This is a genomic window from Streptosporangium sp. NPDC000095 (assembly GCF_042899335.1).
In the GTDB taxonomy this organism is placed as follows: Bacteria; Actinomycetota; Actinomycetes; order Streptosporangiales; family Streptosporangiaceae; genus Streptosporangium.
In genome coordinates, this window is the sequence record NZ_JBIAZS010000005.1 from 105054 (window position 1) to 116219 (window position 11166).

General features: G+C 69.4%; 11 protein-coding genes and 1 tRNA gene. 9 read left to right on the forward strand and 3 right to left on the reverse strand.

The window, feature by feature from the left end; all coding sequences use genetic code 11:
• Positions 1 to 69 precede the first annotated feature (69 nt).
• On the forward strand, positions 70 to 2253 hold the full coding sequence (locus ACFY3V_RS13620) for a hypothetical protein (protein WP_389773097.1): 2184 nt from the start codon (positions 70 to 72) through the stop codon (positions 2251 to 2253).
• Between the two features lie 227 nt (positions 2254 to 2480).
• Here the strand turns inward: ACFY3V_RS13620 and ACFY3V_RS13625 are convergent, their stop codons facing one another.
• Complete coding sequence (locus ACFY3V_RS13625; protein WP_362897623.1) at positions 2481 to 3137, reverse strand: DUF6286 domain-containing protein; 657 nt, start codon at positions 3135 to 3137, stop codon at positions 2481 to 2483.
• Between the two features lie 149 nt (positions 3138 to 3286).
• On the opposite strand from ACFY3V_RS13625, the gene ACFY3V_RS13630 reads away from it, so the two are divergent.
• The gene (locus ACFY3V_RS13630) at positions 3287 to 4480 is read left to right on the forward strand and encodes an amino acid deaminase/aldolase (RefSeq protein WP_389773101.1); all 1194 of its coding nucleotides are present in this window, start codon (positions 3287 to 3289) and stop codon (positions 4478 to 4480) included.
• Positions 4481 to 4587: 107 nt separating this feature from the next.
• On the opposite strand, the gene ACFY3V_RS13635 is transcribed toward ACFY3V_RS13630, so the two are convergent.
• Both ACFY3V_RS13635 and ACFY3V_RS13640 read right to left on the reverse strand, forming a co-directional pair.
• Entirely contained in the window at positions 4588 to 5085 is a 498-nt protein-coding gene (locus tag ACFY3V_RS13635) for a hypothetical protein (protein ID WP_389773104.1), read from the reverse strand.
• A 129-nt stretch (positions 5086 to 5214) separates the two neighbouring features.
• Entirely contained in the window at positions 5215 to 5547 is a 333-nt protein-coding gene (locus ACFY3V_RS13640; RefSeq protein ID WP_350949828.1) for a DUF3618 domain-containing protein, read from the reverse strand.
• Positions 5548 to 5658: 111 nt separating this feature from the next.
• Between ACFY3V_RS13640 and bcp the strand changes: the two genes are divergently transcribed.
• The 7 genes from bcp to ACFY3V_RS13675 all read left to right on the forward strand — a co-directional run bounded on the left by bcp (position 5659) and on the right by ACFY3V_RS13675 (position 11166).
• Complete coding sequence (gene bcp / locus ACFY3V_RS13645; RefSeq protein ID WP_350949829.1) at positions 5659 to 6123, forward strand: thioredoxin-dependent thiol peroxidase; 465 nt, start codon at positions 5659 to 5661, stop codon at positions 6121 to 6123.
• A gap of 74 nt (positions 6124 to 6197) precedes the next feature.
• Positions 6198 to 6665 carry an HNH endonuclease signature motif containing protein gene (locus ACFY3V_RS13650; protein ID WP_389773108.1) on the forward strand — a complete coding sequence of 156 codons (468 nt, stop codon included), beginning with the start codon at positions 6198 to 6200 and terminating at the stop codon, positions 6663 to 6665.
• A tRNA-Leu gene (locus tag ACFY3V_RS13655) sits at positions 6665 to 6737 on the forward strand. The genes ACFY3V_RS13650 and ACFY3V_RS13655 overlap by 1 nt, the downstream gene beginning before the upstream one ends.
• A gap of 748 nt (positions 6738 to 7485) precedes the next feature.
• Complete coding sequence (locus ACFY3V_RS13660) at positions 7486 to 8685, forward strand: sensor histidine kinase (RefSeq protein ID WP_362897617.1); 1200 nt, start codon at positions 7486 to 7488, stop codon at positions 8683 to 8685.
• A 23-nt stretch (positions 8686 to 8708) separates the two neighbouring features.
• Positions 8709 to 9371 carry a response regulator transcription factor gene (locus ACFY3V_RS13665; protein WP_350949859.1) on the forward strand — a complete coding sequence of 221 codons (663 nt, stop codon included), beginning with the start codon at positions 8709 to 8711 and terminating at the stop codon, positions 9369 to 9371.
• A gap of 9 nt (positions 9372 to 9380) precedes the next feature.
• Entirely contained in the window at positions 9381 to 9959 is a 579-nt protein-coding gene (locus ACFY3V_RS13670; RefSeq protein ID WP_389773111.1) for a DUF1707 domain-containing protein, read from the forward strand.
• Between the two features lie 436 nt (positions 9960 to 10395).
• Positions 10396 to 11166: an ABC transporter ATP-binding protein gene (locus ACFY3V_RS13675; RefSeq protein WP_362897613.1), complete on the forward strand. Its 771-nt coding sequence runs from the start codon at positions 10396 to 10398 to the stop codon at positions 11164 to 11166.

Here is an 11166-nt window from a genome sequence, read left to right on the forward strand (position 1 = left end):
CAACTCGATCGCTACCAAATTTCGCATCACGTGCAGCCTCCTCCGATCCCACGCCTATGCTGGGTGGCCATGCGCGGGATTCGGGAGGTCGCGGTGGTCACGGGAACGCCCCCGGCAAGCCGCTCCCGCCGCTCCCGCCGCTCTCCTGCTCCGGAGACTCCTTCCCGCTCCCTGCGGACGCTCCGCTTCCTCGGATCGCACTGGCTCTTCATCACCGCCCTGCTCGCGGGTGGCGGCCTGCGCCTCCTCGCCATGCTCGGCTACCGGCCCGCCCTGTGGTTCTGGGCCGACTCCTTCGTCTACCTGAACGCCGGGCTCGCCCCCCGCCCCCTGGAGTCCCGCCCCGCGGGTTACTCGCTGTTCCTGTGGATCCTCAAGCCGCTGTCCAGCATCCCCGCGGTGGTCGCGGTGCAGCACCTGCTCGGACTGGTCGTGGCCGTCTGCGTCTACCTGCTGCTGCGCAGGCTGGGCGGGCTGCCGGGGTGGGGTGCGACGCTCGCCGCGCTGCCGGTGCTGTTCGACGCCTACCAGATCCAGCTCGAACACCTCGTCATGGCGGACCTGCTCTTTCAGTTCCTCGCGGTGCTCGCGGTCACGCTGCTGCTGTGGCGGCGACGCCCGGCGGCGTGGGTCGCCGCGCTGGCCGGGGCGCTGCTCGCCGCGGCGACCGTCACCCGCACGATCGGGTTGCCGCTCATCGCCGTGGCGCTGGTCTGCATGGTGATCCGCCGAGCCGGGTGGCGGGCGGTCCTCTCCGCGACGCTCGCCGCCGCGATCGGCCTGGGCTCGTACGCGGCCTGGTTCAGGGCCGAGCACGGCAGTTTCGCTCTGACCAGGGGAAACACCTTCCTCTGGGCCCGGACGATGACCTTCGCCGACTGTGCCGCAATCCAGCCGACCGGCCCCGAGGCGGCCCTGTGTCCCGTCGAGCCGCTGGGGCAGCGCGCGGCGCCGCCCGTCTACATCTGGGACGGCGAGTCGCCGCTGAACAAGGTCAAGGGCAGCTGGGCCGAGCGCGACGCCCTCGCGGGCGCCTTCGCCACCCAGGCGATCATGGCCCAGCCGTTCGACTTCCTGCGGGCGGGTCTGGAGGACGCGGCCCACATCTTCGACTGGACTCGGCGCGTCTACCCGGCTCCCGGCCCGCAGAGCGCCTACGTCTTCCCCGACACCGTGCGGCCCTTCACCTCCGGTGCCGCCTCGCAGGGCAAGACCGCAGAGCAGCTGACCGTGGCCTACCAGGGCTCGTCGGGAGCGCCGACGATGGCCGAACCCTACGCGGGCCTGCTGCGCGACTACCAGGAGTACGGCTTCGTGCGGGGTCCGTACCTCGCGGTGATCCTGCTGGTCGGCCTGGTCGGCGTGCTGATGCGGTTGCGAAGGTTCGGCGGCGCGGTGCTGCTGCCCTGGGCGGCGGGGACGATGCTGCTCATCCTGCCGCCCTTCATCGCGGCCTTCGACCACCGCTACGTCGTCCCCGCCCTCCCGCTGCTCTGCCTGGCCGCCGGACTGGCCTTCGGCGTCAGGCACGAGAAGCACGAGGAGAGGGCGCCCGAGGTCGCGGCGGGAAGAGCGGACGAGGAGTCTTCGGACGAGGGACCCGGCGACGAGGACCCCTCGCCCGGCGCGACGGCCGAGCGACCGGTGTACGCGAGCCCCTTCGACGAGACGGCGCACGGGTCGTACGACGGGCGGGCTCCCGAGGAGAGCACGTCCGCGAGGACCTCGTACGGCGAGGCGGCGGACCGGCCGGGGTACGGCACGACGGGCGAGACACCCGCGTACGGAAACACGGCGGACCGGATGGTGTACGGAGGGACGGGTGAGCGCCCGGCCTACGGGGAGCCGGAGCGACGGTCGGCGTACGGGGCGACGGATGAACGACCCGTGTACGGGGGGACAGGCGAACGGTCGGCGTACGGAGGCGCGAGTGAGCGGTCGGCGTACGGAGGCACGGCAGGCTCGCCGGAGTACGGGGAGTCAGCGGCGGCGAACGTGAAGGCGAACCACCACGCCGAGTTCTACCTCCCCGAGCGCCCGTCGGACCTTCCCCACCGCGTCTCTGTTCAGCCGGGACACGAGTCTGCCGACATCGGTCGCGGGCGCGCAGCCCACCCCGATGCGCAGCCGCTCGTGCCGTACGTACCTGACGCGGACACGAGTGAGCCCTTCGACTTCTTTAAGAGCGACTCCAAGCATGGCGGTCCCCGTCCCGGTCCGCCTGCCCCACCGTCCCCATCCCAGGGCGTGTAGCAGCCACCGCAGCGCCGCGAGAGCGAGCGTCACCAGCAGCAGCGCGACCAGCCAGCCCGGCAACGGATGCGCGGCCAGCCACCCGGGGAACCCTCGGGGCACGAGCCTGGCACCGGGCGCCTGTCCCGGCAGGTCACCGCGTCCCCGCAGGAAGGCGTAGAGCCCGGCGCACACCAGCACCGTCCCCGTGACGGCCAGGCCGATCCGGTTGCCCAGGTAGGGCCTCATCAGGCCCCCTTCCTGCGCAGCCGTACGACGACCTCTCCCGCGCACATCGCGCCCAGGCCCCCGAGCCGGTCGCCCACCGCCGCACCCACCCGGCGCAGCACGGGGCCTGTCCGCTCGGCGTCGGTGAACACGGTGACCTCGACGATCCGCGACGTGAGCCGGACCCGTGCCCCGTTCACCTCCTCAACCGACTCGGCGGCCTCCCGCAGCGTGCGGCGGAGTCCGGACCTGGTGATGCCGATCACCATGTGCGGGTCTCCCGCCTCCAGCGGCACCAGCCGTGACCGCCCCGGCAGCGCGGCGAGCGCGAGCATCACCAGGCCCACCGCGACGGCGAGCGCCGAGGCGGCGAACACGGCGGGATCCGACCAGTTCCACGCGCCGACGCCCTTGACGATCCGCCGGTAGGGCACCCGCGCGAGCGGAGAGTCCATGAGCAGGCCCACCGTCACCGCGGCCGAGGCCGCCAGCACGGCGGACACCGTCAGCGCGGTGGGGACACCCGCGAGGGTCCTGCCCGGCCTGAGCATCCGCACCGACCTGCGCCGGACGTCCTGGAACCGCTCAGCCCCCGCCTTGCCTCCCGAGCCCGCGGTGTTCCCCGCGGCACCGGTGCCTCCCGAGCCCGCCAGGACGTCCTGGAGAGTAGTCGTCATCCGGCCATGTGTACGCGTTCCTGCAGGGCCGGGCCGGGGATCAACCGCCCACTTGCACGATCTTGAGCCCTCCCTGGGGGGAGCATTGATCACCGACAGGGCAACATGAACAATACTCATCTTTGTCGTATCGGAGTTATCCTGCGGACATGGACGACCGCCAGCGCTACGACCGGGCCACAGCGCACCTGGACCCTCCCTTCGCCGTCCTCGACCTGCGGGCCCTGCGCGCCAACGCCGAAGGCATGGCCCGCCGCGCCCGGGGCAAGCCGATCAGGGTCGCCAGCAAGTCCATCAGGTCCCGAGCCGTGCTCGAACGCGTCCTCGCCATGGACGGCTTCACCGGGATCATGGCCTTCACCCTCCCCGAAGCCCTCTGGCTCGTCTCCACCGGGATGCGCGACGTGCTCGTCGCCTACCCCACCGTCGACCGCGCCGCGCTCGCCGAACTCGCCGCCGAGCCGATCGCGGCGCGGGAGATCACGATCATGGTGGACCGGGCCGAGCACCTGGACCTCGTCGAATCCGCCGTCGCCGGAGTTCGCGACCGCCACGAGATCCGGCTCTGCCTGGACGTCGACGCCGGCTACCTCGCCCTCGGCGGCCGGTTCAGGGCGGGCGTCCGCCGCTCCCCCGTCCGCGAGGTCGACCAGGCCGCCGACCTCGCCACCGAGATCGCCAAAAGGCCCGGCTTCCGGCTCGTGGGCCTGATGGCGTACGAGGCCCAGATCGCCGGGGTCGGCGACGACCCGCCGGGCAACCCCGCCCTCACCCGGGCCGTCCGCCTGATGCAGGCCAGGTCCCGCCGCGAGCTGATCACCCGCAGGGGCCGGATCGTCCAGGCCGTCCGCCAGGTCACCGACCTGGAGTTCGTCAACGCCGGCGGCACCGGCAGCATCGAGAAGACCACCGAGGAGAAGGCCGTCACCGAGATCGCGGCCGGATCCGGTTTCTTCCATCCCCGCCTGTTCGACTTCTACCGGGGATTCACCGGCCGGCCCGCCGCCCTGTTCGCCCTGCCCGTCGTACGCCGCCCCGCCCCCGGCGTCGTCACCGTCCTCGGCGGCGGCTACCCCGCCTCCGGCGCCCCCGGCGACGACCGTCTGCCCCAGCCCTACCTGCCGTGCGGACTGCGCTACGACTCCAACGAAGGGGCCGGGGAGGTCCAGACCCCCCTCGTCGGGCAGGCCGCGGAAGACCTGCGCATCGGCGACCGGGTCTGGTTCCGGCACGCCAAGGCGGGCGAGCTCTGCGAGCGCTTCGCGAGCCTGCACCTGATCGACGGGGACGAGGTCGTGGACGAGGTCCCCACCTACCGAGGCGAGGGCCGCACCTTCCTCTGACGCGAAACGGGCACCCGCCGTCTCACCGGCGAGTGCCCGTTCCCCTCACATCTCGGTCCCGTCCTCCGGGCCCGATGGCCCGCGGTGCTCCCGGCCTCGGAGAGATCTCAGAAGCCCAGGTCGAGCTCTTCCCACCTGCTGCACTTGTAGGTCGACCAGCTACGGTACTTGACCTGGCAGGTCTTGACCCGCACCTCGCTCACGTCGTGCGCCGTGACGCGGAAGCGCTTGGTGTCGTCGTAGCTGCACAGCCTGTCGCGCTTGGCAACGTCCCAGTCCTCGTCCTCGGACGAGGTGACCTGCACCTCGACGTAGGCGCAGCGACCCCCCTGGCGGAGGGTGCGCCTGTCACCGTCGTACAGTTCGCCCCGCAGCCTGAAGGTGTTGTCCTCCTCGTCGTCACCCCTGACCGAGTACACGGCCTCCACTGTGGCCAGGCCGTTCCTGGACTCCTGCTCGAAGCTGTCGTCGAAGTCTCGCGCCGAGGACGCCGAGGACGCAGCCGACGCGGACGTCGGTGTCGCGGCGAAGGCGGCCGGAGCCACGGTCAGCATGACGCCCGTGGTCGCCACCACCGCGATCGCAGCGCGAATGATGTTTTTCATGGATTTACCCCTCCTTTTTCCTACTCGCGATGGTCCGCGAGCGGGAAAAAGGTCACATGAGTAAACCCCTACTCAATTCCGGGCAGCCGATCGGTCACCGGCGACATTCGCTCCCCCGGCCGGTGACGGTCAGCGACGACGGCGCCGCCACAGCATGACCACCGCGCCGAGCGCCAGCGCCGCCCCCACCCCGATCAGGATCGGCGCCAGGTCCGGCCGCTCGTCCGCCCACAGGTCCTCGGGCTCGCCGGCGAGCCTGACCGGCTTCGGCCCCGCCGCGCCCCCCACCAGGTCACCGACCTGAGCGGCGAGATGCTCCGCGTTCGCCCGGACCTTCGCCACACCACGCGCCGCGACCCGCTTGGGGCTCACCCGGTCCGCGATGGCGTCCACCGTCTGGGCCAACTCCGCGCGCGTGCGCTCGATCTGTCGTTCCAACTCCGCGGGATCGGTGTCCGCCATGGCTATCCTCCCCTACTCCTTGACATTGATCAGTCTGTCAGGTCCTACCTACCCACGGCACTTCGGGCAGGCCGGTAAGTTGACCGGGGAACCATTCCTCGGAGGAACACCATGAAACTTGAGCCGGGCGACGCCGCCCCGGACTTCACCCTTCCCGCCGCCGACGGCACCACCGTGTCGCTGGAGAGCCACCGCGGTAAGCGCGTCATCCTCTACTTCTATCCCGCCGCGATGACCCCGGGCTGCACCAAGCAGGCCTGCGACTTCCGCGACAGCCTCGCCTCGCTCACCTCGGCCGGATTCGTCGTGCTCGGCGTCTCGAAGGACAGCCCTGCCAAGCTCGCCAAGTTCGTCGAGCACGACGCCCTCACCTTCCCGCTCCTGTCCGACCCCTCCCTTGAGGTCCACAAGGCCTACGACGCGTACGGGGAGAAGACGATGTACGGCAAGACGACCCTCGGGGTCATCCGCTCCACCTTCGTCATCGACGCGGACGGCAAGATCGAGAAGGCCCTCTACAACGTGAAGGCGACCGGCCACGTGGCCCGCCTCCGCCGCGAACTAGGCGTCGACTGACACCCGATTTTCGCCATTTAATATGACATGAGCACGCCCCAAGAATTGTCGGTCCCATTACCTAGACTTGGGGCGTGCCCGCCAAATACAAATACACCCCGGAAATGCTGGCGGAGGCCGCGGCCGCATCCCTCAGCATCGCCGACGTCCTCCGCCGCCTCGGCATCACCATCGCGGGCGGCAACCACGCTCATATCAGCCGCCAGCTGAAGCGCTTCGGAATCGACACCTCGCACTTTCGCAGGGTCTCCCCCAACAGAGGGAAGCCCTCGCCGCGACGCAGTCGTCCGGAACAGGTTCTCGCCATGCGACCGGAGGGCGGTCCACGCCCGGACCCCGGGCAGCTCAGGCGCTGCCTGATCGAGACCGGGATGCCATACCGCTGCGCGGGATGTAGGATCGAGGGCGCCTGGCGAGGTCAGGCATTGACGCTGCACGTTGACCATATCAATGGCAACTGGCTGGACAACAGAAAAGAAAACCTGCGTTTTCTCTGCCCCAATTGCCATTCACAGACAGAGAATTTTGCAGGAAAAAAATAGGGGTCGTAGCCCAACGGTAGAGGCAACGGTTTTAGGTACCGTCCAGAGCGGGTTCGAATCCCGTCGACCCCACAAAACAATCAAGAATCAATCGATCGACATAAAGTCGACAGACACCAGCGTGACAATATCGGCCCAGGATCTATTTTTCATAGAATACTGTCGGAGCGAAAGACGCTTCGCGTCGAGATCCGCGGTCATACGCAGAGCCATTCAATTACTGCGCGAATCCGTCCTCGCGGAGGACCGTGCCGTCGCGTCCGATCCGGCGGGTTGAGGCCGGGGACGCGCGTTCGGCCGGCTTCGCCGTGGGTGGTGCTTCGGTGAGTCGCCCGCGTGGGCCCGGATCGACCGCCCGAGGGACCGGCGTCGCCCGGTGCCGCACGAGACGGCACGATGTTCACCGCCGGACGGGAAGACCCTCGTGGATCCGCACGGGTAAGCGGGTAGGCAGGTGAGCGAGCAAGCCGACGATCCCGGTGAGGCCGCCGAAGCGTCCGAGAAGGCGCCGAGCGGTATGCGGCGAGGGAGCTCTGTCCGATGTGGCGGCTATCCGTCGCGGCGGGGGAACGGGAGAGAAAACGTCAGGTCGCGCGGCCTGTCTTCTTAGCCGCGCGACCCGGCGTCGTTGTGATTGATCACCACAAACTATCTCCCTTTACTCACCCCGGAGGGCGCTCCCAGAAACCATGGTGCCCCAAAGACCGTAAAGGCTGTGTAAGCCAAGCCGAATGTGCGGCTCGATGTGCGACCTGAGTCGTACATCGACCTCCACCTTGAGGGGGAAGGGCTCTGATCTGCGCATACGTATCGTAGTGATGTGTTCGGCAGATTGCGCGCCTGGAGCGTGCGCCATCCCAGGATCACGGACGCCCTGTGGCTGACTCCGTTCCTGCTGGTCTCGCTGCTCAATGTCTGGGCCGTCGGGGTGGTCGACCTGGTGGCCTGGGGGGCGGAGAGGCTGGGGCTGTGGGGGTTCGCGGGGCTGACGCTGCTGTTGTTCGTGCCGCTGTTCTGGATGCGCGAGCGTCCGGTCGCGGTCTTCGCGATCGTCTCGTTCGCCTCGTTCCTCCAGTGGCTCGCCGGGGTTCCGCCCCTGTTCTTCAACGTCTCCGTGCTCGTCGCCATGTACGGGGTGGCGTCGCGGCGCCCGCTGCGCTGGGCGGTCGGGGCGGGGCTGGTGGTGGAGCTGGGGTTGTTCCTGGTGTTCGGGCGGGTGCCTCAGGGACTTGACCTGCGTGCCTTCGCCACGGCCTCGGCGTTCGCGGCCGCGATCTGGATGACGGGGATCTACGCGAACACCCGCCGCCGTTATCTGGAGGGTCTGGAGGAGCGGGCCGAGCGAGCGGAACGCGATCGCGATCAGCAGGCCAGGCTGGCGGCGGCCGCGGAGCGGGCCAGGATCGCCCGTGAGCTGCACGACGTGGTCGCGCACAACGTGAGTGTGATCATCGTTCAGGCCGACGGGGCGGGGTACGCGATCGACCGCGATCCTGAACAGGCGCGCAGGGCGATGGAGGCGGTCTCGGCCACGGGCCGCAGGGCTCTGGCGGAGATGCGGCGGATGGTGGGCGTGTTGCGGGCCGACGGTGTCCAGGAGGAGTACGCTCCGCAGCCGAGCCTGTCGCAGTTGGACGATCTGGTGACGCAGGTGCGGGAGTCGGGTTTGCCGGTGGAGTTGCGGGTGTCCGGTGTTCCCGCGGAGCTTCCCGAGGGGGAGCAGCTCACGGTTTACCGGATCGTTCAGGAGGCGCTCACCAATACCCTCAAACACGGTGGCCCGGACAGCAGGGCCACGGTGGAGATGGAGTACGGCGTGCGGGAGCTGCTCGTGCGGGTGACCGACGATGGTCGTGGCGCGGCGACGCCGGAGCGTGAGGGCGGGCACGGCCTGGTCGGCATGCGCGAGCGGGTCGCGATGTTCGGCGGGAGTGTGAAGGCGAGCCCCGTTCCCGGTGGCGGCTTCCAGGTGGTGGCGCGGCTGCCGATCGGCGATACCGGGGCGGGGCGGGCGGCTTGACGGAGCACACGGTGGGTGACCAGGTGATTCGGGTGATGCTGGTCGACGATCAGGAGTTGCTGCGCACCGGTTTCCGCATGGTTCTCGACGCCCATCCCGGCATCGAGGTCGTCGCGGAGGCGGGTAACGGGGCCGCGGCGGTGGAGGCGGTGCGGACGGTCGCCGTGGACGTGGTGCTGATGGACGTGCGGATGCCGGTGATGGACGGGGTGGAGGCGACGCGGCTGATCCGTTCGACGGCCGGTGGGCCTCGGGTGCTGATCCTGACCACGTTCGATCTGGACGAGTACGCGTTCGCGGCGTTGAAGGCGGGCGCGTCGGGGTTCCTGCTGAAGGATGTGCCGCCCGCCGATCTGGTGAGCGCGATCCAGTCGGTGCACAGCGGGGACGCGGTGGTGGCGCCGAGTACGACGCGGCGGCTGCTGGAGCGTTTCGCGGTGCATCTCCCCTCCGCGGTGGCCGAGCCCGCGGTGCTGACCGGGCTGACCGCGCGGGAGCGGGAGGTGCTGGTGTTGGTGGCGAGGGGGTTGTCGAACACGGAGATCGCCGGTCGTCTGGAGCTGGCGGAGGCGACGGTCAAGACGCATCTGGGCCGGATTCTGGCGAAGCTGAGCCTGCGGGATCGAGCACAGGTCGTCGTATATGCCTATGAATCGGGAATCGTAACCCCGCATTCCGCCGATTAGCATCGTCGTATGACGAACCTTGACGGTCGGCTCCGCGCGTCGCACTCCGATCGTGACGCGGTCATCGAGCGGTTGCGCGTGGCCACCGGAGAGGGACGGCTCTCCCTGGAGGAACTGGAGGAGCGGATCGAGCGGACGCAGGCGGCGAGGACGTACGACGACCTGAGGGCCATCACTGCCGACCTGCCGCGAGACGACGCGGGGCTCGCCATGCTGGGCGCCGGGGGTGCCGGGGGCGTCGGAAGCGGAGTCCTGGAGCTGCAAACGAAGTACGGGGCGGTGCAACAGAAGGACTACTGGGTGGTGCCCGCGCGCATCGTGGCGAGTTGCGGCTCGGGCAGCGTGAAGATCGACTTCACCGGGGCCGTGTGCTCGCACCGCGAGGTGTTGCTGGAGGCGACCTGCGGGATGGGCAACATCCTGGTGATCGTGCCACGGGGGTGGACCGTGCGGATCGACTCTCTCACGACGAACATGGGCACGATCACCAACAAGGCCACCGAACCGGGACACCCTGACGCGCCGGTGCTGCGTGTCACCGGCAAGGTCGGCCTGGGCACCTTGAAGATCAAATACCCGCGGAGGTAATACCGGTTGAGGGCCGGGAACCTTCCCCGCCGGAGACAGGAACCGCGCGAGTCTCCCCGTCGGACACGAGAACCGCACGAGCCTTGGCCGAAGGCGAGAGCCTCGGCCGGAGACAGAGCCCCGGGTCGGGGGCGAGAGCCTCGGGTCGGGGGCGAGAGCCTCGGGTCGGGGGCGAGAGCCTCGGGAGAACCCCGCTGGATCAGAAACCCGCGAGCGCCCCGGCCTTCGGGCAGGAATCCCATCGAGGGTGAGGCCCCGTTCGCCTCGCCCGCCTCGTCCGAATGGCCGAGGCCGCACTACGGCGGAGGTCGCGTCCCTCCTTCTCCCGACCCCCTCCGTATCGCCATAAGTCAGGCCTAACGCCTGATGGATCCCTCTTTCCCCATCAATACCGTTTGGTGCGTCATAACATCACACGTTGTTGAGGAGAGCTGTCGTGACCATCACCGGAGAGGTCGGCGCGTGGGACGCGCGGGAAAGCGCGGCGCCGGCCGTGACGGCCAGAGGTCTCACCAAGGTGTACGGCCGGGGGGACACCGCCGTGCACGCGCTGCGCGGAGTGGACGTCTCCTTCGCGACGGGCGCCTTCACCGCGATCATGGGTCCCTCGGGGTCGGGCAAGTCCACGCTGATGCACTGCCTGGCCGGACTCGACACGGTGAGCGGCGGGCAGGTGCGCGTCGGGGACGTGGAGCTGACCGAACTCAACGACAAGAAGCTCACCATGCTCCGCCGCGATCGGATCGGCTTCGTCTTCCAGGCGTTCAACCTGCTGCCGACACTCACCGCCGAGCAGAACATCCGGCTCCCGCTGGAGATCGCCGGGCGGCTGGCAGACCCCGCGCTGTTCGACCGGGTCGTGGAGACCGTGGGCCTGCGCGACCGGCTCGGCCATAAGCCCTCGGAACTGTCGGGTGGCCAGCAGCAGCGCGTCGCGGTCGCCCGCGCCCTGATCAGCAGGCCTCAGGTCATCTTCGCCGACGAGCCCACCGGCAATCTCGACTCGCGCAGCGGTGCCGAGGTGCTCTCCTTCCTGCGGACGTCGGTGCGCGAGCTCGACCAGACGATCGTGATGGTCACCCACGACCCGGTGGCGGCCTCGTACGCCGACCGTGTGGTCTTCCTCCGCGACGGCCTGCTGGTGAGCGAGCTGACAGGGCCGACGCCGCAGTCGGTGCTGGACACGCTGATGAAGCTGGAGGCGTGA

Excerpts from the sequence above, each read along its gene's own strand:
- ACFY3V_RS13620 (WP_389773097.1), top strand. The coding sequence starts at position 70 with ATGCGCGGGATTCGGGAGGTCGCGGTGGTCACGGGAACGCCCCCGGCA.
- ACFY3V_RS13625 (WP_362897623.1), bottom strand. The coding sequence starts at position 3,137 with ATGACGACTACTCTCCAGGACGTCCTGGCGGGCTCGGGAGGCACCGGT.
- ACFY3V_RS13630 (WP_389773101.1), top strand. The coding sequence starts at position 3,287 with ATGGACGACCGCCAGCGCTACGACCGGGCCACAGCGCACCTGGACCCT.
- ACFY3V_RS13635 (WP_389773104.1), bottom strand. The coding sequence starts at position 5,085 with ATGAAAAACATCATTCGCGCTGCGATCGCGGTGGTGGCGACCACGGGC.
- ACFY3V_RS13640 (WP_350949828.1), bottom strand. The coding sequence starts at position 5,547 with ATGGCGGACACCGATCCCGCGGAGTTGGAACGACAGATCGAGCGCACG.
- bcp (WP_350949829.1), top strand. The coding sequence starts at position 5,659 with ATGAAACTTGAGCCGGGCGACGCCGCCCCGGACTTCACCCTTCCCGCC.
- ACFY3V_RS13670 (WP_389773111.1), top strand. The coding sequence starts at position 9,381 with ATGACGAACCTTGACGGTCGGCTCCGCGCGTCGCACTCCGATCGTGAC.